The following is a 23875-nucleotide window of genomic DNA, read 5'->3' as shown; positions in this document are numbered from 1 at the left end:
CAAAATATCTCGAGAGGTGCACCTCTCGAGATATTTTGTCGACACTCTGGAATCCGCTTTTTTAGCGGATTCTTTTATTGATTTATTATTCAAAAATACTCAGGTACTCTCCATAGCCTTCTTCTTGTAATTTTTCTTTTGGGACAAAACGAAGGGCTGCGGAGTTGATACAATAACGAAGTCCTCCTAGACTTTGTGGACCATCAGGAAATACGTGTCCTAAATGAGAATCGGCAGTTTTACTACGTACTTCTACTCTTCTCATACCATGTGATGTATCGAAATGTTCTGTAACCTCTTCTTTTTCAATTGGTTTTGCAAAACTCGGCCAGCCACATCCAGCATCAAATTTATCCTTTGAACTGAATAATGGTTTTCCTGATACGATATCCACGTAAATCCCCTCTTCAAAATGCTGATCATATTCATTTTGGTAAGGAGGTTCAGTACCTTGTTGTTGCGTTACATAATATTGCATTTGTGTTAGTTGCTTTAAACGTTCTTCTTTATTCATGTTTATTCCCCCAGTGTTGTTGGATAAAAGCTGCTCGACCAGAGCCAATTTGATATCTCTCATAATGTAATGGATTTTTCTTATAGTAATGTTGATGATATTCCTCAGCTGGATAAAATGGTTTTGCTGGTAATAACTTCACTGCAATCGGTTTATTGAATTTCCCTGACTCTTCAAGACGCTTCTTAGATTGTTCTGCAATCTGTTTTTGTTCCTCATTATGATAAAAAATCGCTGTTGTATACGATTCCCCTCGATCATAAAATTGACCTCCAGGATCCGTTGGGTCAATTAACGTCCAATAAAGCTCTACTAGCTTTTCATACGGGAAAATAGTTGAATCAAATGTAATCTGAACCGCTTCAAGATGTCCTGTTGTCTCAGAGCATACTAGCTCATAAGTCGGGTTTTCAACATGCCCACCAGTGTATCCTGATATCACCTCATCAATTCCATCCATTTGATCAAATGGCTTTACCATACACCAAAAACAACCACCTGCAAAAGTTGCTAACTCCTTTGACACAATACCCCTCCTATTTGTTTGGAACAATTACTTCTAATAGAATACGATCATTTTTCAAATCAATTTCTTTTGCACGAACTCGAGATCCATCACCGACAGATAATTGCGATAAATCAACAAATATCTCTTCCTCATTTGGGCGTATTAAAATCCACGATGGGAAATCGATCGCTTCCTTTAACAATTTCAAAACTGTTGATGGTGGGATATTTAACTTCCCTACATGTATTTTAGAATATTTCAAATGGATATTTCCAGAGTCATTAACGCTCGGCTCAAAATCGATTTGAACGGGAACGGAGACACCAAAAGCGATTACTTCACTAAATATTTGTATTTGATCGTTTACAGTAACAGCAATAGGGATCGATTCCGTATTAAGTGCTTCTCCGAGATATTTCAATGCCAGTTTTTCAAAGTCTTTTGTAGTTGTTTCAACTAACAAGACGCTACCTTCTGCATTTTCGACATTCGGTATCAGAACATCCTCTGTCGGTGAAGTCGCCAATATGATGACTGTTGTTACTAAAATTATGATTGCACCTGCTAATATGAAGAAGGCGACTTTCCATCTATTCATCCTAATTCACTCCTAAACATATTACAACGAATTAGCTCAATCTATTAATGTAATACATTAATTACTTTAACTAATCACTTTTATAAGAATTTTAAACTATTTTATATATATTTTATTTATATGTTCAAACTTCTCAACTAATCTCTCAGTATTGCCAATTTTATATACTTTATTCCCTATTATTTATAGTTTATAAACTAGTAGTTAAAAAAAGCCAAAAAAAACTATCATTTTCAATAATTAAGAAAAGTCGCTCTGAAAAATGAATGCGCTTTACTAAACATGTGAAAATGATAGTTTATATCGTTATTCTGCAAAATAAATAAATCCTATTGCACCAGGGCCAGTATGTGTACTAATAATAGGTGAAGTAAACTTAATTTCCACTTCGTTAAATCCTGATTGTTCGATTAATTCCTTTAAAGGATTCCCCACTGTTACTAAACCATCTGCATGAGAAATTCCAACAGCTTTTACTGTTTTACCTTTTGTATCTTCTAAATATTGATTAAACAAATATTTAATTACTTGTTTATAACTACGAACTTTACATACAGGTGAATAATGTCCATCCTCAAGCATCGCAATCGGCTTAATATTAAGTAATGAGCCAATTAACCCTTTACCTTTTCCGATTCGTCCGCCTTTGATCAAATTTTCAAGGGTATCTACAAACACAAAGAGTTTTGTATTTGCACTTACATGCTCTATTCTTTTAACAATTTGTTCTACAGTAGCACCTTCATTACGTAACTTAATCGCTTCACGAATTTGTATTGCTAATCCAATAGCAATATAGTTTGAATCAATAACTGTTACATCTGAATTTGACATTTCGGCAGCTTGACGAGCAGAATCTACAGTACCACTCAATGCTCCTGCTAGATGTATTGAAATGATTTGATCCCCATTTTTACCTAGTTCATCATAAAGCTCCTTAAACTTACCTGGTGCTGGCTGAGAACTTTTCGGTAATTCTTTTGAATTTTTCATCATTTTAAGAAATGATGCTGGTTCAATATCAACACCATCTATATACGTTTCACCATCAATTTGTATTGTTAAAGGTACGACATGAATATTATACTCCGATAATTCTTCCTTTGTTAAATCGCACGTTGAGTCTGTTACAATATGAATTTGTCCCAAGTTGACACATCCTTTTATAGCATACTTCATTATATTTTCATTCATTTAGCTATGTAAATATGACAAATGTAATTAGTTGTACCTGATGAATGTAAAGTATCCAATATGAATTTTATGACAATACTAATTTTTATCATATGACAAATGATAGTTTGCTTATCAAAGTTTTATTAGTATAGTGAACAGGAGGAGTTGTTTCCAATGAAAAATAGTAATGCTTTTGATTATAAAAATTTAACGGAAGAATTATGGAATGCAATCACCCATGGCATTGGGCTGATTATAAGTATCCCAACGTGTATCGCTCTTATATTAATTGCTGTTAATTCAGGCAATGCACTACAAATTACATCTTATTCAATATTTGGTGCTTCCTTAGTATTGTTATTTTTAATGTCCACTTTACTACATAGCATGCCCGAAAAATATAAAAAATTATTTTCAATCTTTGATCATTCTTCCATCTATATTTTAATTGCAGGAACATATACACCATTTTTATTGCTCGTTATTAAAGGTACGCTTGGTATTGTTCTTTTATCAATTGTTTGGGGAATTGCAATATTTGGGATTGTATTTAAATGTTTATTTATTCATAAGTTTGAAGCATTTTCGTTATTTTTATATATTGTTATGGGTTGGTTAATTATTTTTGCGATTAAACCTCTTTACGAATATCTTCACTTCACAGGATTTACAATATTATTTTTAGGTGGATTATTATTTACATTTGGATCAATATTTTACGCGTGGAGAAAGATACCTTTTAATCATGCAATTTGGCATTTATTTGTTATTGCTGGCTGTGCTTGTATGGTTACATGTGTAATAGTATTTATATAAAATGAAAAGAGCCTCGACAATATTTTGCCGAGACTTTTTTTTCAGTATTATACTTCAACTACTTCCGTTTTTTCAGGTTTTGATTCAATAGAAGTATTCAACGGTTGTTTCCCTGAAAAGTTTTCAATTAATTCCTTCACATCAATTCCCGATGAGGCTTTTAATGTCTCTTGAAGAGTCGACATTAAATTAGTAGCATAAGAAGTTACACGGTTTGCCCCGCCACCTTCTCCATTTCCTGTATCAACAACAGTAATTTTATCGATATTGGACAGTGGACTCGCTACTTCTTTTGCATATTCTGGTAGCATGCGGACTAACATATCTAAAACTGCAGCTTGACCGTATTGTTCAAATGCTTCTGCAATTTTTCGTTTTGCCTCTGCTTCTGCTAAACCTTTTAATCGGATGATCTCTGCTTCTGTTTCCCCTTGCGCACGTTCTGCATCCGCTTTTGCTAAACCGTCTAAGCGAACTTTTTCTGCTTCAGCTTTTGCTCTTGCTTCAATTCGATATTTTTCCGCATCCGCTTCTGTCAGTTCTTTCATTTTTTGTGCAGCCGCATTTTGTTCAATGGCATATCGATCAGCATCTGCTTTTTTCTTCACTTCTGAATCATATTGCTTTTCACGACGTAAAATTTCTTTTTCTTCTAATTCGATTTGTTTTTGACGCTCGATAATTCTAACCTGCATTTCTTGTTCAGTTACCTCTTGCTTAGCTCTTGCAGATTCTAGCTCGTATGCTTGGTCAGCTCTCGCTTTTGCAATATCTTGTTCTCTTCGATATTCTGCAACCTTTAGCTGATTTTCCTTTTCGGCCTCTGCAATTTCAGTGGCACGAAGTAACTCTGCTTTCTGTGCCTCTTTCTCCGCCTCTGCCTTTTTAATACGAGTTTCCTTCTCCGCCTCTGCAGTTGCAATATCTGCATCACGCTTTACTTGAGCAATTCTTGGCTTACCTAAAGAATCAAGATATCCATTTTTATCTCGTACATCTTTAATCGTAAATGATACAATGACTAGCCCCATTTTCGCTAAATCCTGCGTCGCAACTCTTTGTACCTCTTGCGAAAATTTATCTCGATTTTTATAAATTTCTTCCACCGTCATCGACCCTAAAATAGAACGTAGATGACCCTCTAATACTTCTTTCGCTTCATTTTCTAAATCACTACGACTTTTACCTAAAAATTGCTCAGCTGCAGTCGCAATTTCGGAAATGGAACCTCCGATTTTAATAATAGCTGTTCCATCAGCGAGTACAGGAACCCCTTGTTCCGTATAGACTTCAGGCGTAGTAACTTCTAGTTTGCTAGATAACAAACTTAATGGTTCACCCTGTTGGAATACTGGGAATACAAATGTACCTCCACCACGGATGATTTTTATACGGTTTCCCGACTCATCCTTATGTACATTCTTTGAACCAAGAAAACTACCAGTAACAATTAATGCTTCATCTGGACCTACAGTTCGATATTTCACAATATAAACCGCTATAATTGCAACTAAAACAAAAACAACAATCCCAATAATAATGAGTGTAGACATTCCTTTTCCCCCTTCTTTTATTTAAACGGTGAATAGTATTTTTTCACAAAAAGAGTCCCTTGTTTGACTTCAATGATCAGCACATCATCTTCATAATTGATTGCTTCATTGTCATAACCGGTTGCTCGCTTCGATATAATACCATTCACAGTTTCAATCACAACTTCTCCAAAACCATTTTCTGGAATTGGCACAATAACTTTCCCCACTTGACCTTCTAAAGACTCCTCAGTATATGCAAGTGAAACTTCTGCTGATTTTAAAGGAACAAGTATGAAAAAATAGAGTAAGGTACTTAAAATAGCCGAAATGATACAGGATATGATCAAGACTATTAAACTAGTAAAAGGGCTTAATTGTTCGAGCAAAAAACCACTTGCAGAAGTAATTGTGATAAATGCTAAAATAACTGCCGGATTAAAAAATGGGATTCCATCAGTAAAACCATCTAAGAAGTCTGAAAAAAGAATATAAATGATTGTCATGCATCCTATAATAATTAATGTAAAAAAATATATGGTTTGAGCTTCAATGCCAAATAACATCCCACCACCTCATTCCTTAATTTAACTTTACCTACCTTTTATACGAAATGAAATAGGTAAAGTTTCATAAATTGTTAAATTTATGTAAAAAGAACTAAAAAAGCATCTTACCGTTTTTTGTAAGATGCCTGCTGTTTAGTTACTATCAAGTAAATGAGTTCATTATTTTCTATCGTAAATGCAATATTTGAACGTATAGCCTTGAGTAGAGTCTACTGGATCACTACATGAGACGAGCTTCCATTCGTCACCATATATTGGGAAGAAGGTATCTCCTTCAAACTCATGTTCGATATGTGTAATATATAATCGATCTGCAACAGGTAAAACTAGTTTAAAAATTTCTTCCCCACCAATGACCATGACTTCTTCAACATCACCAGCTAGTTCAAGTGCTTCATCTATACTGTTAGCAACTTCTATACCTTCAACAGAATATTCATTATTACGAGTTACAATGATATTTCTTCTACCCGGAAGTGGTTTACCAATAGATTCAAAGGTTTTTCTTCCCATAATCATCGGTTTTCCCATTGTAGTTTCTTTAAAATACTTTAATTCCCCTGGTAAATGCCATGGCATTTTGTTTTCATAACCAATTACTCGATTTTTGTCATGTGCGACAATTAATGAAATCATAAATTCTCTCCTAACTAAATCAATTTATTAATTTAATCATTAAATAACTCGCTCTATTTTTTTACCAATTTTACATTAACTTTATCATAAAGATAATTATAAAAAAGTGACAAAAGGATGTAATTTAGCTTTTGTCACTGGCTCGTGTATATTAAATTCATTAATTTGAGTCAATTTCACAAAATTACATAGCTTCTTTTACGGTTATGAAATTGATTCAGATAAATGACCATTATGGGACAGTTACTTCATTCATATCTAATGAAGCTTCATGATTTCCTGCCATAATTAATGATAGAGCTTGTTCCATACTATAAATCCCTTTTTCTTTTGCCATGATCCACTTTGAAGCATAAAGTGCTCCTTGACCAAAGGCTGCTCTATTATGAGATTCGTGGATGATACGAATGGTTTGATTAGGTAGTCCAAATACAACTTCGTGTTTTCCAACGATTCCGCCGACACGAATAGAGTTAACATGTAGATTTTTGTCTAAACCTAATTCTTCAGCAATTCTTAATGCTGTTCCAGATACATCTTTTTTCTCTCTGAAATGTTCTTCGATGATTTCGATATCTGCAGATGGTGCAATTTTTTGAAGGTATTTTGAGGCTTCCATTAAAAAGTTTATTCCTACTGTAATATTAGGGGAATATAATACCGCAGTGTATTGACTAAGCTTCTTTAACTTCATCATATCTTGAGGGTCATAATTTGATATGGCAGAAACAATTCGACTACCATAGTTAACAGCATTTTCATATTCAGAAACTGCACTAGTTGAAGAAAAATCAATAATAACATCTACATAATGCTCATTATAGAAATTGTCAAAATCTACTTGATCGATTGAAAAGATTTTTCCCTCGTCGTGATCAAACCCAAATAAACGACTTGCATATTCTCCAATATTCTTTGGGGATTTGCGAATCACCCATTTTAACTCACAATCAATATCTTTAATAATCTCATTAGCAACAACAGAGCCTGTCTTTCCAAAACCAAATAAACCAATTGTAATCGTCAATATACAATAACCCCTTTCAATGTTTTTTCGACTCTTTCGCTATATGGGAAAAATCAAAGCAAAATAAAAAAAACTACAGTCACAATCTGTAGCGTCACAATAAAAGGAAGTTATATAAATAAATCATTCCCCACTTAATAACGCTTACGAGATTAGCTGACGGATTCGGATTAATACCCTACACTAAAATTAGTGATTCACCCCAAAAGATTGGTTCTCCCATTCCAAAAAACATGGATTCAGCGAAAATATTCAGTTTTTAACATGTTTATAGGAAAAAATAGAAAAAATATCCTACAAATAAATGGTAACATAGAAAAATGATTCGTACAACAAATCGACCGATCAAAAAAGATGTACAGTAAACATAGATTTATTCACCTGGACTTCAGAATTGTCTTTTTGTTTGTTACTGATCGATTAGCACAATATTAAAATTTACTTCAAGATGAGTGTCCAATTGTATAATAATTATTATGGGTGCATTTGTTGTAATGAAAAAAGGAGAATCAAATTTGAATTGGATAGATAGGTTTATCGGATCAAATGCTTTTAGAACTATTATAAAAGGAGCCTATTGGGGATGTATTGCTATAGCTTTACTATTTCTCTTTATGATAGGTAGCTTTCTTTTTAAAATATATGTTTTAGATTATCGGTTTGACGATGGAGAATTACATCCACCAATTGAAGCTTCGATATATGAAAAACTTAGCTCAATGAATTCTGTATCCCCAAAGCTATCCTTTGTTAGAATGAAGATTAATGGAAAATACTAGTTGAATAGTGTAAAACTCCAAGTAGTGACCATGAGTTATGATACTTCAAGAATCGTAAAAAAGCAAAGCCACTCGTAATTGGGTGGCTTTGCTTTTCATTTATTGTTCTAGAGTTCACTAGCCGGTTCTCCAAAACGTAGTACCATTTGCATATCCCAAGAAGTTGATGCAGTTGAAAGTGTAGCATTTGTCGTTGTAACGATTTGATATTCATGAGCAGTAACTATAAAAGAACCATTAACCGTCCTATTAAAAGTATTTGATGTTAAGAGATAAGGACCCCAACTCTCATTAATAAACCGTCCATCTGCTCCGTAACCACCATTCCCTATTCCCACATATCTATTTGTGATAGATTTTACATGGTCATCTACAATAGTCCATCCACCTGATGTACCTAAAAGTCGTAACCCATTAACATTGTTTACTACTCTAGCTTCAATAATTAGTGTAGCATATGCTCTCACACTACCTGTTGAATCGTATAAACTACCGTTCCAGTTAGAATTATCATTTAATGAAACATCACTAAATGTTGTAAATGAAATTAATTGTGTATCTCCATTTGATTCTATGATTTCAGCGGTTGAATAAGTCTGTACACGAGGTGTTTCAGATACGTTAAGTACGTTATTTTCTGGATTTTTATTAGTTAATTGCACCTCAACATTTTCTAATATTTCTTGCATTTGGTTATCATCTAAATCTGATATTCCATTTTTTGCATTTTCATATAATATATCTAGATTTGTCTCAGCTGCAGAAGCTTCCTTGATGGAGATAATACTTCCAAACAGAAATAAAACAATAGTGAAAGTTATTATATTCGTTAATATAGTCTTCATATAAATTTACCCTTTGTTATTTACATTTTCTAAAACAAAAGAATCTTTGTTATTACCCCATTGAATAAATACTTCGATTTTCGAATCATTATGCAAAAGATTAACCCCCTCATAAGCACCGCTATTTTTAAATACTACTTGTTCATCCGTGTTTAATAATGAAATGGGGATAGTTCCACCCACAGTACTAGTACCAGCACTATATTCAATTGTTATTTCTTCCAATTCTTTTAATTCTTGAACGTCATTTTTGTACTTAAGTAGAATTTCGAATTCGTATGAATTTTTAGAAATTTCTTGGTAATTATAAGTTGCTTCCCAATCACTTCCTTCCCCTTTATAAACAATTGTTGGTTCCTTAGCTGAACATCCAACTAGTAAAATGATAAAAACTAGAAATGGAATAGTGAAATATTTATTCAACCCTCAACCTCCTAACAATTAACATTTTTCCCCTTACAATAAAATACTAACATAAAATATTATATATTACAATAAATTACTTATTTTCCTGTTTTTGTTTTCGTAGTTTCGTAATAAAAGGTGAATATAGTTATAATTAAGTTAATAGATTACAGAGTATACCTCAGTAGAAAGGAAATGTTTTGAAGAACGACGAATGATTAAAAGTAGAACTATTAAGATTATATTCAAATGGAAAAGTTACTATTACGATCACAGAATCCGGCACTTTATCAACAAGTTTATCTGACAGGCAAATGTAAAGATTTATCTGTATCAGCATAATTAAAACAACTCGGATTTGAATTTGTACGAACAAAAAAGTCATTAACTTATGAAGAACAACTTGTGGATGTTTTAGGGAGGCTAAATGTAGCATTTCCTGATAAAAAACTATTAAATTTCAAAAACTTAATGAAAATGTTCATAAAAAGCTTTATAACGATACGTATTATTTTTACAGTGAATTTAATAAGGATTTCCAAAGTTTCATAGAGGAGCATCAATTTATACAGAAAATTTATCGTCCAGATCTAGATGCAACTAACTATAATATTAACATACGATTCTACCTCATTAGCCCCATTAAACGTTAAGGCTTGGTCATTTGGATTAAGTAAGTTCCCTGCTTTGTCATAGGAATAATTTATGGTATTAGCTCCATTATTCCACGATGCTAAGCGATTCGCAAAGTCATAAGTAAACGTATTAGTTTTTGTACCATCAAAGTACGTTGTTACATAGCCATTTCCATTATATCCATATCGATATTGTACTTGATTCTTTGCTAAAATTGTTTGAGTTGTTAATTGACCGTCTGAATCAAATTCATTCAATTGAGTGGCTTTATCACTTTGAATTCGTACAGGTTGACTCGTTTCGTTATAATAATAGTCATATGTTGAACCTTTTTGGGACGTTATTCCAGATAAGCGTTGTAGCCCGTCATGTCGATAAGTCGTTCTAAATGTTTGACCATTAATGGTTTCTATATAATATTTTCGTAAACCATTTCATAATCTGATGTCAATCCATATTCATTTTGAATTGTGTAATTCGGTGAAATTGCCTTTTTTAAACGTCCACTTGTATCATAATCATATGAATAGAGATCCCCATCGGACATTTGAACAGACTTCTTAAACTATAAAGAGAACTCTATTAATTGAGCTTTCCCTTAATTTAATAGTGCCCATGAAATAATACAGGATTATTGTTGAATATTTTGTAGAACATATTGGAAGTCTTGATAAAGATTTTAAATTCAATGTTTCTTTTCAAGCAGAGCAATCGCCTTCTCGATTTTCTTAATCGTTTTATCAAATCCGAAGTTGGTGACTTTTGTGTGAGGTTGTGTGGTTTTTCTCTTTTTAATTCGTCTCAAACCCATATTTGCCCCTCCTGTATAGCATTTTGTTGTTATCCATCCTATACAGGGGCGAGGCCTTTTATACATATAAAAAAAGCAGAGTTCTTGTCGAATCCCTACTTTTTACAAACTATCATTGTTTTTATCTTGTATATGTGATTTGAACAGCTTTGTCATTTGCAGTCAATACTTCGTTAAACCCTTCTTCTACTACAATACGAGTTTTTGGTTTTAAAGAGTTATTGGATGCATTTTTTCTATTGATTCGTACTCTTGCTTTTCCTTTTTGTTGCTCTTCTGTTTTAGGAGTAACTACTGAAATTCTTACTCTTCTTACCATAAGAAGCATCCCCCTTTAAGTTTAATTCTATTACATTACTTATACCTATTATAACATATAAAACCATTTAATGAATATGCTGTGGGTAGGGTTAAGAACTCTATTCTTCATCTTCTTCAATTGTTACTATATCGGTTATATACCAATCAAAAATAATTAACATACTTAAAATATGAGATGCATCAATTCCATCAACTAATTCGGTTTTACTTTCTATGGTTACAATCATGCAGTATAAATCCCCAAAGTATGGAATCGCAATCAATTTTCCTTCTTTCAGAATCAAGGTTTCACCCTCTGAGAAGGATTTAAGCATTGCATCTTTGTCTTCCTGCTTTTTTGAAAAGTCAATAGCATGTCTGATACCGATATCCCTTATCTGCTGTTGAATGCTTTGCTTTTTATCTTCCTCTGTTTGTGGTGATTCAAACATAAAGAAAGAAGTTGTAAAATCCATAACATTAGAATACTGCTCTAAATAAGCTGTCACTTGTTGTCTGTATTCATTCATGTTTGTTGGAATTGGCTTGTTATCGAAGTAAGTATCTGTCTGTTGGACTATTTGTGTGAACTTCTCTACTTTCTTTGAGTTTTTCTTGATAACCTCTTTACTTTCATTAAGAGCTTCTCTTACTTCATCATCCTGCTTTAGCTCAGTATTCCATATCTTTAATATGTTAGGGTTCTGAAAAACAGCTAAATCCACAAAGACAACCAATGCTGATAGTTGGAGAAGAATTTCCCAATTGTTATAGTCAATATTTTCCGAAATAAATCCAACTATCATGAATATAAAATACAAAGTATAGAAGGTTCTTCTGATGCGCCCTAAGTTATTATAATACCCTCTGCTGTTCATCCAGTAGTAGGCGAGTACCACAAGCAATAACAAAGCAAATCCCCCGAATAAGATATTCATAAAAGGAACATTAAATCCGTACAGCAAAATGGAGACAGTTATTGCCAATAAAATAACGACACTTAAAAATACCCATTCGAAACTTATGTACCAATTAAAAATCTTCACTTTCATTTCTTCTTTTTTCTTTTCTACCATTTCTAATCCCCTTTACACTATAAACGAAAATAACATTGTGTCTTGACTCTTGTATTCTATCAAAAAAATCATATAACTTATCAATATTCTTATAAAAAATGGATATAATAACAAAAAAAGAGAGGGAAATTGTTCATTTCTCTCTAATAAATATTCATTTGTAACACCTAGTCACCTAATGTCTATTCAGACGTTTCATGAGATATAATGCATCATATATATTATTTAAAAAAAAGACACATTTATGTGATTAGTAGATTAAAGGTAACATTGATTGTAATGAGCAAAGGAGAATCAAATTTGAATTGGATAGATAGGTTTATCGAATCAAAATCTTTTAGAACTATTATAAAAGGAACCTATTGGGGATGTATTGCTATAGCTTTATTAATTCTTTTTATGATAGGTAGTTTTCTTTTTAAAATATATATTTTAGATTATCGATTTGACGATGGAGAATTACATCCACCAGTTGAAGCTTCGAAAAATGAAGAACTTAGCTCAATGAACAAGATACTTCAAATTTGCTAAGCTGGTCGAACCCAATTAAAAAAACCCGAAGATTCTTGCCTATAAAAGACAAGCTCCTCGGATTAACTGATTTATATTGCTAATAGCACGATTAATTTTTTTAAAATTAATGTCCGAACCTTCAACATCATTCCCAGCTTTAAACAGCAACAGGTGCTTTGATCGATGGATGTGGGTCATATTCTTCAATTTTCAAGTCTTCTAATTCAATATCGAAAATTGACTTTTTCTCTGAATTTATTTTTAGTTGAGGCAAGTTACGCGGTTCGCGACTTAGCTGTTCATTTACTTGCTCTAAATGATTTAAATAGATATGTGTATCTCCAAAGCTATGAACGAATTCACCAACATCTAACCCACATTCATGTGCAATTAAATGTGTTAACAATGCATAAGAAGCGATATTGAACGGCACTCCTAAAAATACATCGGCACTTCTTTGATACAATTGACAAGAAAGTTTCCCTTCCGCTACATAAAATTGGAAAAATGAATGACAAGGTGGTAAAGCCATCTCATCAACTTCTGCTGGATTCCACGCAGAGACGATTAATCTACGAGAATCTGGACTTTTTTTGATCATTTCAATGACTTTTTTCAATTGATCGATCGTATCTCCTGATTCAGTCGGCCATGATCTCCATTGTTTCCCATAAACAGGGCCTAAATCACCGAATTTTACCGCGAATTCTTCGTCTTCTAATACTTTTTGCTGAAAAATTTTCATTTGTTCGGCATATATTTTTGCAAATTGTTCATCTTCCGCTGCACGTAAACCGAAGTTTGTCATATCAGGACCCGTATAATCCTCAGACTTTATCCATTTTTCAAAAGCCCACTCATCCCAAATGTGATTATTATGCTGAAGCAAATATCGAATATTTGTATCCCCTTTTATAAACCAAAGTAGCTCACTAGCGACCAATTTAAAGGGTACTCGTTTTGTTGTTAGTAAAGGAAAGCCTTTGCTTAAATTAAAGCGCATCTGGTAACCAAATACACTAATTGTACCTGTTCCAGTTCGATCCTCTTTTTTCACGCCATTATCTAATATGTATTGTACTAAATTTAAATATGTATGATCTGGATGAACCATTTTTATCACTCCTAGCAAAAATTGAAACATGAAACTTCTATCATTTTATTCTATCGTTTTCTCTAGTAAAGATAAAGCAAGAAAAAATGCCTATCAAATTTAAAATGATAAGCATGTTAAATATAATATAATTGTCGGTGCTCATAATAGTTCCGACCATTTTCTTTCACATGATACAACACTTCATCTGCTTTTCGAACACATGATTTAATTTCATTAGGGTCACAAATTTTTTTCGTACTTGCTCCTATACTAACAGTGACAAATGGATTTATATTCGATGTGCTGTGATTAATTTTCAGTTTCTTAATTTGTCCAATTATTTCTTCGCAAATCTCATTTACTAATTGATCGTCATGATTGACTAATAGTAAAGTGAATTCTTCTCCACCCCATCTTGAAGCAAAGCACCCGTATTTATCTGAAATCTGAAACAATTGCTCCCCAATATTTGCCAATACGTTATCACCTTCTGTATGACCATACGTATCATTATATAATTTAAAACAATCCACATCGACCATGATTGCAGTAAATAAAAAAGAATGGTGGTTTGCACGTTTTTCTAAGTCCTCCAAATACTCATTATACGCTCTGCGGTTAAACAATTTTGTTAAAGGGTCAATATTTGCTTGAAGTTCAAGCTTTCGATTTGCTTCTCTCAATTTTTTTGTAAGTTCTCGAGTATTGTGCGCCTCTTTTAGCATCTTAATTTGAAAAACAACCGAACGTCGGAATGAATGATAGAAGGATCTTGAAATAAAAAAGATGATGAAATCGAGTAATAAAAGGTATACCAATTGCTGTTTAAATAAATCTGTATTCCCATTTTGCAAATATAATCCGATTAACACCGTTACGCTTGATACAAATAACGGAATAAACAGCTGATTTGCTCTTAAAATAATTACAGAACAAGCAATAAATAAAATTAAAGTATAAATCATCAGTTGATTATAATATTGTTGATCACTAATCGTTATTAAGGAACTAAAAAAAGTAAGAATCACTACATAACAACTTATAAAGGTATCGATACCCCTGAAATTATTAGTAGTTACACTTATTTTCTTAATATCTGTAATCATGAATATAACAATATTAAATAGAATTAGTACAATGTATGGTTCGATATTGATAGAGGCATTTCCATCTATATTCATAAATAAAATGTTCGAAAGTAGTGTATTTATAATGACCAATAGCACTATGACAATAGTAGAAATTTTGTTGATTAAACTAATTTTTTGCAAATTGTGTTTAGTGATTTCTAGATTGACTAACCTTTGCTCCTCTAAAATATCATTCAAATTCTTTACCTCTTTTCCAACAACAAAACATTAGTTTCAAATCATAATAAAGAATATTCAGATAATTAGTTGCAAAAAAAATATAACTTCATAAGATGCTATAAATTACATAACGGAAAAATAACCAATTTATTTATTATATTTTACAATATATAGAAGGAAAAATAAACATTATTTCACAATTAATTAGTAAAATAAGCATTTACCTACAATTTACCTAAGGTATATTTCCTCAACTGTTTAATAGTAAATTTGACCTTCATTTCTCTAAAAATAAATATCCACTCAATAAATCGAATGAAGCTTATGAACCTCAAAATCAACATATAAATGTCAACTATATAATGTACACTTTCGCTCGTTTTAGAATGTACACTTTTGATTTTAATATATTTTGTTTTCCCCCTATCCAACTGGGGATGGGGGGAAGTGTCTTTCAAAAGGGAGTTATTCCAAACTGATCTTGTAATTCTTTTTTTTCCTTTTTAAGCTACTTCACTTTTCAGCTCATTTAACTCCGTATGAGGATAAAAACTTGATCGCTGACGTAACTCATGTTATTTATCACCTTGCTTCGTATCTTTGCTAAAATGGTCTTTTAGACGATAGGAATCCCCGATAATATTGACCACTGTCGCATGATGAAGAACTCTGTCTAAAATCGCATTCGCTATTTTAGGGTCCTGAAATATTTCACCCCATGATTTGAAGCTAGCGTTTGTTGTTAAAATAGTACTTTTCTGTTCATATCGCATGTCTATAAGTTGGAAAAATAGCTTTGCATCTTCTGCGTCAATGGGTAGATAACCAATTTCATCGATAATTAAAAGCCTGTATTTCGAATAGTGTTTGAGCCTATTTTCTAAGCGGTTTTCAAGTTTTGCCCTTTTTAGATTCAGGATTAAATCATTGCACTTGATAAAATAGGTACTCGTTCTTTTCTTGGCAGCTGCGATTCCAATAGCGGTTGCTAAATGGGTTTTTCCGACGCCACTCGGACCTAAGAAAACGATGTTTTCTTTTTGTTCAATAAAACGTAAGGTTGTAAAGTCCAATATTTGTTGTTTATTAATCGATGGCTGAAATTCAAAATCAAAGTCCTTTATCTCCTTCAAATGTGGGAAGGCCCCGACCTTTACCATTGATTTGACCATGTTTACTTCCTTCATATCAATCTCATAATCTGTTAGTTTGATTAAAGTATCTGTAAATGACAAGTGGTTATTCGTCATAAAATCAATGGTTTCATCCAGATGTACTATCATTTGCTTTAACTTTAAATACTCTAAATTCTGTACTAGCTTGTTATAACTACTATTCATTTTTATACACCTCATTAATCGCCTCTAAATTTTTCCTTGCCAGTTCTTCAATGTTCGTAGAGGGTGGTAACCCTCTCGCTAAGGTATTTACGTAATGCTCTGGTTTGTAATTGATTTTTGACTGACGAATAGGATGTTGAACAATTAAATCCGTGTTATAATAGACAAAGATATGGTTATCATAGACTTGTAAACCAACCGTTTTTCCGATGTATCCAGATGGGACTGAATACTGGTTGGATTTGAAAGACACCATATTAGATGGATTTACTTTCACAAGTATATGATGAATTTTATAGGAATCTCTTATTCGTTCATGTGGTAATGGGGATAAGAGATTTCTTTCATTTTTTAGAGCCAGGATTGGAATTTTCCCTGTTCCTTGATGGTAACTATTGTTGATACGATCACAAAGTTTCTGTACATACTGATGAAGCTCTTCATAGTCAAACTTGCCCTGGTAAGCGTGTATCTCATCAAGTATCTTCATCGGGGCTTCTACTTTAGCTTTTGTCCTCGGCCTTCCGGCGATGCACGGCTTCACTTCAAATCCCATATCTTTAGAGAATTGAAAGAATTTCTCATTTACTTTTCCTCTTTGATATTCAGTTCGAGGCTCGTCCATCACGGTTTTCATGTTATCTGTCAAAATGGTTTTAGGAACTCCTCCAAATGCTTCAAAACTTTCCGTAAGGAAGGATAATAATATACTCTGAGACTTGGAGATTGATAGATTGAATGTTCTAAATCTAGAATGGGCAAGTAAGAGTACACATACATTCACATATAGAATTTCCCCATCTTTAGTAATGTATCTGATATTTTCTTTCCAATCTAATTGTGCTTGTTCAGCTGGAGGGGTTTCAAAACGAATAACCTCAGTAACTGAACTTTTGCGTTTCTCTGATTCAAAATAACTTTGGAATTCTGGTTTACTTAAAATGTATCTTCTAAAAGTCGATTGTCCACAAACCAGTCCATGATTATCTTTTAAGTATTGCCATAGTACTCTTTTGTAGTAAAATTTTTGGTTGGATTCCTCTGATAATAGCAGCGCTATCACTTCATAATATTCATCAATTTTTGATGTACGGTTCCGTATAGTTTTCGGCACATAGCCCCGCAAATATTTATCAATAGTCCTCCGATCCACTCCCATATCCCGAGCCAATTTACTCTTATTAATTTTCATTTTCAAACTCTCCATCAACAATTTAAATTTAGGTAAATCTGCCAGACTGTTAATTTCAATATTTGTATTTACGTCAATTTTCATATACATAGCATTCCACCTCAGGAATATTATGTAGCTTATTGTCGAAACTGTACATATTTAAACGATCATTACTGTACATTATTAAGTTAGCATTTATATCAACAAAAATAGACTATTTATAAAGAATAGTCTCAGACTGTAGACAAACTCAAAAATTCGAGAATGTCTGCAGCCCTTTATCTATTTACAATATATATTAAGAAATCAACTTTTATTGGCTAATACAGTCGTGTAACGCTTCTAATACGCTGTTATCGCCAATAAAAAGACAAAATACCTTGAGAGTTACACCTCTCAAGGTATTTTATCGACAAGTGCTCTATTTTATTTCTATTATTCTGGAATTGTTCCTTTAATTCCTTTAACAAACCAATCCATTACAAGAATATCTTCAATTGATAACGTTTCACCTTCAGCAACTTTTATTTCACCGTTTTGGTCGTAAACCGGGCCGGTAAAGACAGCAAATTCACCATCAACAATTGCTTGTTTTTGTTCGTTTACTAAATCTTGCACTTCCTGTGGAACGTTTTTACCAAATGGTGCGATATCAGCCATACCTTCTTTTAAACCTCCGATATAGGATTCGGATACCCACTCACCATCAATCCATTTTTGGATAGCCTCTACATAATATGCATCCCAATGAATAACAGGGTTTGTAATATAAGTTTCTGGAGCATATTCACTCATGTCTGCATCATTACCCATTCCCCAAACACCACGTTCTGCAGCAGCTTGAATGCCAGCAGGAGAGTCTTGATAGTTTGCTAGCACACTAACACCTTGGTCAAGTAGTGTGATTGCAGCTTGTCTTTCAGCAGCTGGGTCGAACCAAGTATTACTCCAAACAACCGATACTTCAACATCAGGATTTACACTTTGTGCCCCTAATGTGAATGCATTAATTGTCCATATTACTTCAGGGATAGGGAAAGCACCAACATACCCGATTTTACCATTTTCCGCTAAGCTACCAGCAGCAATTCCTGCTAAATAGCCAGATTCATAGCCTTTAACTTGGTATGTACCCATGTTTTCAGCTGTTTTATATCCAGTTGCATGCAAGAATGTTACATCTGGATATTTTTCTGCTACATTTAAAGTAGGATCCATATATCCGTAACTAGTTGTAAAGATAATATCGTGATCTTGTGCTAATTCTTCAATTATTCGTTCTGCATCAGGACCTTCTGGAATATTTTCTACAGTTGTTGAAGTAATACCAAACGTTTCATCTACTACAGCTCTTGCTTCATCATGCGTAAGTGTCCAACCACCATCAGCAGGAGTACCAATATAAATGAAAGCAACTTTTGGTAGCTTTTCTTCTTCAGACGTTTCTGTATCTGTTTCTGCACCAGTTGTTTCAGTTGGCTCAGTAGCATCCGGTTCATCTGTTGTAGAAGCTTGAGAACATGCTCCTAACAAAAGTAATAACATTAAAAACAAAGTTGAAATGATTAATTTTTTCATTTAGAAATCCTCCCTGTATTTTCAAATAAACATTTTAAACGTCAATTCGATTAGCACTCCCCCTTTCGTTCTGTATAAAAAAGAAGTATTCGAATTCTGTATCTATCTAACTACCAATTTGGTGAAATATAACGAATTTAGAATCTTTGTTCCCTTGTATAAGGCATACCTAGAGATTTTGGTTCTATGGATGGTTTATGACGATTTTTCCAGCCAATTATCATTAATACGATAATGGTTGCTATATAAGGAACCATCTTTAAGAAATATGAGGGTATTGGAATTTCGAACAACTGCATTCGGAAACCAAGGGAATCCAGTCCCCCAAAGAAATAGGCTGCAAAAATGGCTAATAATGGATTCCATCTAGCAAAAATTACAAGTGCAACAGCAATCCATCCTCTTCCCGATGTCATCCCTTCCATCCAACTAGTTGAATAAACCATAATTAAATAAAATCCTGCTAATCCCATTAGCATCGATCCAGCTATAACATGTAAATATTTATACTTTATAACAGAAATCCCCGTTGCATCTGAAGTCGCTGGGTTATCACCAACCGCTTTCAAATGCAAGCCCCATGATGTTTTGTACATATAAATGTATAAAATAATCGCTAACCCAATACTTAGCCAAATAAAAATATCTAGACTAGACAGTACTTGTCCTATAACCGGAATTTGCTCAATAAATGATATTTCAACTTTCGGAACGGAAACAGGAATTGGTGCACCTGCGACAGATTTTCCAATATAAGCACTCAACCCACTTCCAAATAGTGTTATTGCTAGACCACTTACGATTTGATTAACCCTTAATGTAATACATAAAAATGCATGTAGTAAACCGAGGATTCCAGCAATGATTAATACAATAAAAAACGTAGAAATCAAACTTTTTGTTTGTAAAAAAGTGACAGCACTCATAACCGCGCCAACTAGCATGATGCCCTCTGCTCCTAAATTAATCACACCTGCTTTTTCATTCAAAATGCCGCCTAATATGGCAAAGAGCAATGAAGTACCTCCTGAAATTGCTGCAACAATAATAAGTGGGATTAGTTCCATTATTCCCCCCCTTTCAGTTAGATTTTAAATTAAGCTTCTATCTTTTTTAGACGATATTTACTAATCATCTCACCACTTATTAAGCAAAATAGGATAGCACCTTGTAGCATTTCTGAGAACGAAGAAGGTAAACCAATTGTTTGAACACTATAGCCCCCTACAATTAGTCCTCCTATAAATACAGAAGCTACTATCATTAACCACGGATTCAATTTCGCAATCCAAGCGACAATTATTGCGGTGTAGCCATATCCAGGTGATATCCCATACATTAATCGTCCAGCAACACCAGAAACTTCAATGGCTCCTGCAAATCCTGCAAGTCCACCGCTTATAAGCATAACTAGCAATATGTGTTTCTTAATTTGTATACCAGCATTTTGTGCTGCGATTGGGTTTGCTCCCAAAATTTTTAATTCATACCCCCAACGCGTTTTCGACAGCAAAAATGCAAATACTAGAACCGCGGCTAATGCGAAAAATAGTCCAAAATGCAATCTCGAATTTCCTACTGTTGCAAGAAGCTGAAAATCGTTAAACTCTGGTGTACCAGGAAAATTAAATCCTGCAGGGTCACGCCAAGGACCATATACTAAATAATCCAATAATAGTAATGCAACATAATTTAACATGAGGGATGTAATAAGTTCATTAACTTGAAAATGAGTACGCGGGATTGCTGTTAACAAGCCCCATAGTCCACCAAATACAATACCTACAATCATCATGACCGGAATATATAATAGTCCTGGTAGGTTTGGTAAAAAGATTGTCACTGCAGTTGCTCCAATTGCCCCCAATAGGAATTGCCCTTCAGCACCAATATTGTAAATTGATATTTTATATGCGATGGCAACCCCGAGTCCGCAAAGTAAAAGTGGAATTGACTTAACAATTGTTTCACTTAACCCAAAATTTGAACCAAATGCCCCTAGAAACATTTTTGTATATACTTCTATCGGATTCATACCATTTATCAAAATGAAAATGGCACAGAGAATTAGAGCCACAAACACTGAAACAATTGATATCCACCATGAGCTCTTTTTATGTGGATCATACTCGAGTTTGTAAGGAACAAGTCTATTTTTCTTTAATTTAACTGATGTATTTTCATAAGACTGGTTCTGGTTCATAGATTGCTCCTTTCTCCTTCGATAATCCTGCCATTAATTGACCAATAAACTCTTTATCCACTTGATCTTTTTTAACGACACCATTGATATTGCCGTTATAAAGGACAAGGATTTTATCTGATAGCTTTATAATTTCATCTAAATCTTCAGAGATTAATAACACACCGCTACCTGAATCTCTTAAGTTTATTAGCATTTCATGAACAGCCTCTGTTGCTCCTACATCTAGCCCTTGAGTAGGGTGGACAGCAATCAATAGCCTTGGGTTTAAATCTATTTCTCTTGCAAATAATAATTTTTGCTGGTTCCCACCTGAAAGCTGGCCTACAGGATTTATTAAATTAGGTGTTCGAACGTCAAATCGTTCTACGAGTTGATTTGCCCATTCTATATTTTCTTTCTTTTTCATTAATCCGAATTTCGTTCGTTTATTAGATTTATAAGATTTCATCAGAAGATTATCTACAATGCCTAAACTTCCTGCTAATCCACTTTTCATTCTATTTTCTGGAATATGTGCAATGCCTTTATCGATTAGTTCACGAACAGATGGACTTTGTAGGCGTTCACCATTTAATATGACCTCACCTGTCTTCCATTGCATTAGTCCAGTTAACGCTTCTGCAAGTTCCTTTTGTCCGTTACCTGCTACACCAGCAATTCCAACGATTTCATGTTCATGTATCGTAAAATTAATATGATTAATCGCGTTGACCTTTTGATTTGTTTCAACAACAAAATCCTTTACTTCCAAAATTGGACTACCTATAGAAATTTGGTTTACTCGTGTTTTTTCTTTCATGTCCTGACCAACCATTAGTTTTGAAAGCTGCTGAATCGTCGTCTCATTTTTATGCATTCTTGCTATCATTTTTCCTTTTCTCATTACTGAAATATGATCTGAAATAGCCATCACTTCTTTTAGCTTATGGGTGGTGATAATCATAGTCTTGCCACTACGTTTTAACTCTTCCATCGTTAGGAATAGCTGATCCACCTCACCAGGAGTTAATACGGAAGTCGGTTCATCAAATATAATAATTTCAGCGCCACGATAGAGTGTTTTTACAATTTCAACTCGTTGCTGCTCACCCACCGATAATTGCCATATTGGAACATTTGTCGGGAAAGTTAACCCGTATTTTTCGGCAATCGCTTCAATTTCTTTTTGCTTTTCCTTTTTCCATGAGGAGCCACGCCATTTATGCTTTTTCTCTCCTAAAATGATATTTTCAACGGCGGTCAAAGTATCTACTAATCTGAAATTTTGATGTACCATTCCAATACCTAATTCCATCGATTCCTTTGGTGAACGAATTTTACTAAGCTTTCCATTGATATAAATACTCCCACTGTCTGCTTTGTAAATGCCTGATAGCATGCTCATAATTGTACTTTTACCTGCACCATTTTCACCGAGCAAAGCATGAATTTCACCTTTGGCCACTTGAAAATCTATATGATCGCTTGCAACAACGTCACCAAATCTCTTTACGATATCCTTCATTTCTATTACAAATGATGAATGGCTCAATCAACGTCTCTCCCTTTCAATCTGAGGTTGCAACACTCTGGATAGCTCTAATAATTCCTCCATATCCAGTACATCTGCATAAATTACCCGACAAAGCTTCCTTTATATCTTCTTCTGTTGGATTAAGATTTTTCTTTAACAAAGATTCCACCGCGATAATCATCCCAGAAGTACAGTATCCACATTGAAATCCACCTTCTTTTAAAAATGCACTTTGCACTTCATCGTGAGTTATATTGCCAATCCCTTCAATTGTTGTTATAGATTTTCCATTAACCTGATATGCCATCAGTAAGCAGGAGTTGGCGAGTTCGCCGTCAATTAATACAGAACAAGATCCACATCGACCAATTTCACATGATTTTTTTGTACCGGTGAATTTTAATTGATCTCTTAAAATATGAACTAATTTCTCCATAGGGTTTACTTGCAGCTTGTAATGTTTATCGTTAATCGTTAGTTCTAATGCTAACAATTGAGTTGAGTCGGAAATCAACAAATCTTCCAATATGTTATTTTTCATATCCATTCAAGCATCCCCTTTAACTCGATTGCTTCTAATAATTCTTCAGAAGAAATCGGTAATTTTTGTACCCAATGTCCTGTAGCGTCATGTACCGCCTTTACTATTGCAGGAATGATAGCAATAGTACCTATTTCACCAACACCTCTTGGACCATAACAATCTCCTTCATATAAATCCTCTATTGCATATACATTCGTTTCAAATGGTACATCCACTATATTTGGGATTAAATACGAATCAAAATTATGCGTAACATATTGGGAATTCACCATTTTTACATCCTCTAAAATCGTATAACCTAGTGACATGATGCCACCACCTTCAATTTGTCCGATATATCCTTGGTGGCTAACAACTGGTCCAGCAGATATGA

Annotated in this window: 28 protein-coding genes and 1 riboswitch; of the genes, 3 read left to right on the top strand and 25 right to left on the bottom strand. The window is 33.7% G+C overall.

Going from position 1 to position 23875, the window contains the following annotated elements:
• Window positions 1-85: 85 nt before the first annotated feature.
• The 4 genes from msrB to CD30_RS15925 form a co-directional block, all read right to left on the bottom strand.
• Window positions 86-514 (bottom strand): peptide-methionine (R)-S-oxide reductase MsrB, encoded by a 429-nt coding sequence (gene msrB / locus CD30_RS15940; RefSeq protein WP_036178997.1) that lies wholly within the window; start codon window positions 512-514, stop codon window positions 86-88.
• The gene (gene msrA, locus CD30_RS15935) at window positions 507-1040 is read right to left on the bottom strand and encodes a peptide-methionine (S)-S-oxide reductase MsrA (protein WP_036178994.1); all 534 of its coding nucleotides are present in this window, start codon (window positions 1038-1040) and stop codon (window positions 507-509) included. The genes msrB and msrA overlap by 8 nt, the downstream gene beginning before the upstream one ends.
• 10 nt (window positions 1041-1050) lie before the next feature.
• The gene (locus CD30_RS15930; RefSeq protein WP_036178990.1) at window positions 1051-1620 is read right to left on the bottom strand and encodes a YpmS family protein; all 570 of its coding nucleotides are present in this window, start codon (window positions 1618-1620) and stop codon (window positions 1051-1053) included.
• Between the two features lie 306 nt (window positions 1621-1926).
• The gene (locus CD30_RS15925; RefSeq protein WP_036178987.1) at window positions 1927-2769 is read right to left on the bottom strand and encodes a DegV family protein; all 843 of its coding nucleotides are present in this window, start codon (window positions 2767-2769) and stop codon (window positions 1927-1929) included.
• A 201-nt stretch (window positions 2770-2970) separates the two neighbouring features.
• Between CD30_RS15925 and trhA the strand changes: the two genes are divergently transcribed.
• Complete coding sequence (gene trhA, locus CD30_RS15920; protein WP_036178984.1) at window positions 2971-3612, top strand: PAQR family membrane homeostasis protein TrhA; 642 nt, start codon at window positions 2971-2973, stop codon at window positions 3610-3612.
• A 47-nt stretch (window positions 3613-3659) separates the two neighbouring features.
• On the opposite strand, the gene CD30_RS15915 is transcribed toward trhA, so the two are convergent.
• From CD30_RS15915 to CD30_RS15900, 4 genes are all read right to left on the bottom strand, one after another.
• Window positions 3660-5165, bottom strand: a complete 1506-nt coding sequence (locus CD30_RS15915; RefSeq protein WP_036178981.1) for a flotillin family protein — start codon at window positions 5163-5165, stop codon at window positions 3660-3662.
• Between the two features lie 17 nt (window positions 5166-5182).
• Window positions 5183-5710 (bottom strand): NfeD family protein, encoded by a 528-nt coding sequence (locus CD30_RS15910; protein ID WP_036178977.1) that lies wholly within the window; start codon window positions 5708-5710, stop codon window positions 5183-5185.
• A gap of 162 nt (window positions 5711-5872) precedes the next feature.
• Window positions 5873-6349, bottom strand: a complete 477-nt coding sequence (gene folA / locus CD30_RS15905) for a type 3 dihydrofolate reductase (protein WP_036178974.1) — start codon at window positions 6347-6349, stop codon at window positions 5873-5875.
• Window positions 6350-6581: 232 nt separating this feature from the next.
• Window positions 6582-7376 carry a 4-hydroxy-tetrahydrodipicolinate reductase gene (locus CD30_RS15900; RefSeq protein WP_052126262.1) on the bottom strand — a complete coding sequence of 265 codons (795 nt, stop codon included), beginning with the start codon at window positions 7374-7376 and terminating at the stop codon, window positions 6582-6584.
• A 126-nt stretch (window positions 7377-7502) separates the two neighbouring features.
• Window positions 7503-7631, bottom strand: a riboswitch (cyclic di-AMP (ydaO/yuaA leader).
• A 239-nt stretch (window positions 7632-7870) separates the two neighbouring features.
• Between CD30_RS15900 and CD30_RS15895 the strand changes: the two genes are divergently transcribed.
• Window positions 7871-8155, top strand: a complete 285-nt coding sequence (locus CD30_RS15895) for a hypothetical protein (protein WP_141096070.1) — start codon at window positions 7871-7873, stop codon at window positions 8153-8155.
• 107 nt (window positions 8156-8262) lie between these two features.
• Here the strand turns inward: CD30_RS15895 and CD30_RS15890 are convergent, their stop codons facing one another.
• From CD30_RS15890 to CD30_RS15870, 7 genes are all read right to left on the bottom strand, one after another.
• Complete coding sequence (locus CD30_RS15890) at window positions 8263-9000, bottom strand: hypothetical protein (protein ID WP_036178971.1); 738 nt, start codon at window positions 8998-9000, stop codon at window positions 8263-8265.
• A gap of 6 nt (window positions 9001-9006) precedes the next feature.
• Window positions 9007-9423: a hypothetical protein gene (locus tag CD30_RS15885; RefSeq protein ID WP_036178968.1), complete on the bottom strand. Its 417-nt coding sequence runs from the start codon at window positions 9421-9423 to the stop codon at window positions 9007-9009.
• 572 nt (window positions 9424-9995) lie between these two features.
• Window positions 9996-10298, bottom strand: a complete 303-nt coding sequence (locus tag CD30_RS15880; RefSeq protein WP_036178959.1) for a hypothetical protein — start codon at window positions 10296-10298, stop codon at window positions 9996-9998.
• 152 nt (window positions 10299-10450) lie between these two features.
• Complete coding sequence (locus CD30_RS20180) at window positions 10451-10588, bottom strand: hypothetical protein (RefSeq protein WP_156962311.1); 138 nt, start codon at window positions 10586-10588, stop codon at window positions 10451-10453.
• Between the two features lie 138 nt (window positions 10589-10726).
• The gene (locus CD30_RS20685) at window positions 10727-10852 is read right to left on the bottom strand and encodes a hypothetical protein (protein WP_268871101.1); all 126 of its coding nucleotides are present in this window, start codon (window positions 10850-10852) and stop codon (window positions 10727-10729) included.
• Between the two features lie 121 nt (window positions 10853-10973).
• Window positions 10974-11171 (bottom strand): hypothetical protein, encoded by a 198-nt coding sequence (locus CD30_RS15875; protein WP_036178956.1) that lies wholly within the window; start codon window positions 11169-11171, stop codon window positions 10974-10976.
• 100 nt (window positions 11172-11271) lie between these two features.
• Window positions 11272-12228 (bottom strand): type II toxin-antitoxin system SpoIISA family toxin, encoded by a 957-nt coding sequence (locus tag CD30_RS15870; RefSeq protein WP_036178954.1) that lies wholly within the window; start codon window positions 12226-12228, stop codon window positions 11272-11274.
• Window positions 12229-12528: 300 nt separating this feature from the next.
• Here CD30_RS15870 and CD30_RS15865 point away from each other — a divergent pair, with 300 nt between their 5' ends.
• The gene (locus tag CD30_RS15865; RefSeq protein ID WP_036178952.1) at window positions 12529-12759 is read left to right on the top strand and encodes a hypothetical protein; all 231 of its coding nucleotides are present in this window, start codon (window positions 12529-12531) and stop codon (window positions 12757-12759) included.
• 139 nt (window positions 12760-12898) lie between these two features.
• On the opposite strand, the gene CD30_RS15860 is transcribed toward CD30_RS15865, so the two are convergent.
• From CD30_RS15860 to CD30_RS15815, 10 genes are all read right to left on the bottom strand, one after another.
• On the bottom strand, window positions 12899-13855 hold the full coding sequence (locus tag CD30_RS15860) for a thymidylate synthase (protein WP_036178950.1): 957 nt from the start codon (window positions 13853-13855) through the stop codon (window positions 12899-12901).
• A gap of 116 nt (window positions 13856-13971) precedes the next feature.
• On the bottom strand, window positions 13972-15165 hold the full coding sequence (locus CD30_RS19625) for a GGDEF domain-containing protein (protein WP_052126261.1): 1194 nt from the start codon (window positions 15163-15165) through the stop codon (window positions 13972-13974).
• A 557-nt stretch (window positions 15166-15722) separates the two neighbouring features.
• Window positions 15723-16487 carry an IS21-like element helper ATPase IstB gene (gene istB, locus CD30_RS15850; protein WP_036178948.1) on the bottom strand — a complete coding sequence of 255 codons (765 nt, stop codon included), beginning with the start codon at window positions 16485-16487 and terminating at the stop codon, window positions 15723-15725.
• Complete coding sequence (gene istA / locus CD30_RS15845) at window positions 16480-17769, bottom strand: IS21 family transposase (protein ID WP_036178946.1); 1290 nt, start codon at window positions 17767-17769, stop codon at window positions 16480-16482. The genes istB and istA overlap by 8 nt, the downstream gene beginning before the upstream one ends.
• Window positions 17770-18096: 327 nt before the next feature.
• On the bottom strand, window positions 18097-19239 hold the full coding sequence (locus tag CD30_RS15840; RefSeq protein ID WP_036178944.1) for a BMP family ABC transporter substrate-binding protein: 1143 nt from the start codon (window positions 19237-19239) through the stop codon (window positions 18097-18099).
• A 137-nt stretch (window positions 19240-19376) separates the two neighbouring features.
• A complete protein-coding gene (locus CD30_RS15835; RefSeq protein ID WP_036178943.1) occupies window positions 19377-20306 on the bottom strand; it encodes an ABC transporter permease in 930 nt (309 codons plus the stop codon).
• A gap of 29 nt (window positions 20307-20335) precedes the next feature.
• Window positions 20336-21442 carry an ABC transporter permease gene (locus tag CD30_RS15830; protein WP_036178941.1) on the bottom strand — a complete coding sequence of 369 codons (1107 nt, stop codon included), beginning with the start codon at window positions 21440-21442 and terminating at the stop codon, window positions 20336-20338.
• Complete coding sequence (locus CD30_RS15825; protein WP_088350815.1) at window positions 21420-22976, bottom strand: ABC transporter ATP-binding protein; 1557 nt, start codon at window positions 22974-22976, stop codon at window positions 21420-21422. The genes CD30_RS15830 and CD30_RS15825 overlap by 23 nt, the downstream gene beginning before the upstream one ends.
• A gap of 16 nt (window positions 22977-22992) precedes the next feature.
• Window positions 22993-23499, bottom strand: a complete 507-nt coding sequence (locus tag CD30_RS15820) for a (2Fe-2S)-binding protein (protein ID WP_408056803.1) — start codon at window positions 23497-23499, stop codon at window positions 22993-22995.
• A partial coding sequence (locus tag CD30_RS15815; RefSeq protein WP_036178940.1) for a molybdopterin cofactor-binding domain-containing protein occupies window positions 23496-23875 on the bottom strand: 380 nt, incomplete at its 5' end. The genes CD30_RS15815 and CD30_RS15820, both read right to left, overlap by 4 nt.

This window comes from Ureibacillus massiliensis 4400831 = CIP 108448 = CCUG 49529 (assembly GCF_000772965.1).
In the GTDB taxonomy this organism is placed as follows: domain Bacteria; phylum Bacillota; class Bacilli; order Bacillales_A; family Planococcaceae; genus Ureibacillus; species Ureibacillus massiliensis.
Note: the sequence above shows the minus strand (reverse complement) of the source record. Positions and strands in the feature narration are given on the sequence as shown.

Coding starts and splice junctions, on each gene's coding strand:
- CD30_RS15820 (WP_408056803.1), bottom strand. CDS start 23,499: ATGAAAAATAACATATTGGAAGATTTGTTGATTTCCGACTCAACTCAA.
- CD30_RS20685 (WP_268871101.1), bottom strand. CDS start 10,852: ATGGGTTTGAGACGAATTAAAAAGAGAAAAACCACACAACCTCACACA.
- istB (WP_036178948.1), bottom strand. CDS start 16,487: ATGAATAGTAGTTATAACAAGCTAGTACAGAATTTAGAGTATTTAAAG.
- CD30_RS15840 (WP_036178944.1), bottom strand. CDS start 19,239: ATGAAAAAATTAATCATTTCAACTTTGTTTTTAATGTTATTACTTTTG.
- CD30_RS15870 (WP_036178954.1), bottom strand. CDS start 12,228: ATGGTAGAAAAGAAAAAAGAAGAAATGAAAGTGAAGATTTTTAATTGG.
- CD30_RS20180 (WP_156962311.1), bottom strand. CDS start 10,588: ATGTCCGATGGGGATCTCTATTCATATGATTATGATACAAGTGGACGT.
- CD30_RS15915 (WP_036178981.1), bottom strand. CDS start 5,165: ATGTCTACACTCATTATTATTGGGATTGTTGTTTTTGTTTTAGTTGCA.
- CD30_RS15835 (WP_036178943.1), bottom strand. CDS start 20,306: ATGGAACTAATCCCACTTATTATTGTTGCAGCAATTTCAGGAGGTACT.
- CD30_RS15875 (WP_036178956.1), bottom strand. CDS start 11,171: ATGGTAAGAAGAGTAAGAATTTCAGTAGTTACTCCTAAAACAGAAGAG.
- CD30_RS15930 (WP_036178990.1), bottom strand. CDS start 1,620: ATGAATAGATGGAAAGTCGCCTTCTTCATATTAGCAGGTGCAATCATA.
- msrB (WP_036178997.1), bottom strand. CDS start 514: ATGAATAAAGAAGAACGTTTAAAGCAACTAACACAAATGCAATATTAT.
- trhA (WP_036178984.1), top strand. CDS start 2,971: ATGAAAAATAGTAATGCTTTTGATTATAAAAATTTAACGGAAGAATTA.
- folA (WP_036178974.1), bottom strand. CDS start 6,349: ATGATTTCATTAATTGTCGCACATGACAAAAATCGAGTAATTGGTTAT.
- CD30_RS15890 (WP_036178971.1), bottom strand. CDS start 9,000: ATGAAGACTATATTAACGAATATAATAACTTTCACTATTGTTTTATTT.
- istA (WP_036178946.1), bottom strand. CDS start 17,769: ATGTATATGAAAATTGACGTAAATACAAATATTGAAATTAACAGTCTG.
- CD30_RS15910 (WP_036178977.1), bottom strand. CDS start 5,710: ATGTTATTTGGCATTGAAGCTCAAACCATATATTTTTTTACATTAATT.
- CD30_RS15895 (WP_141096070.1), top strand. CDS start 7,871: ATGAAAAAAGGAGAATCAAATTTGAATTGGATAGATAGGTTTATCGGA.
- CD30_RS15860 (WP_036178950.1), bottom strand. CDS start 13,855: ATGGTTCATCCAGATCATACATATTTAAATTTAGTACAATACATATTA.
- CD30_RS15830 (WP_036178941.1), bottom strand. CDS start 21,442: ATGAACCAGAACCAGTCTTATGAAAATACATCAGTTAAATTAAAGAAA.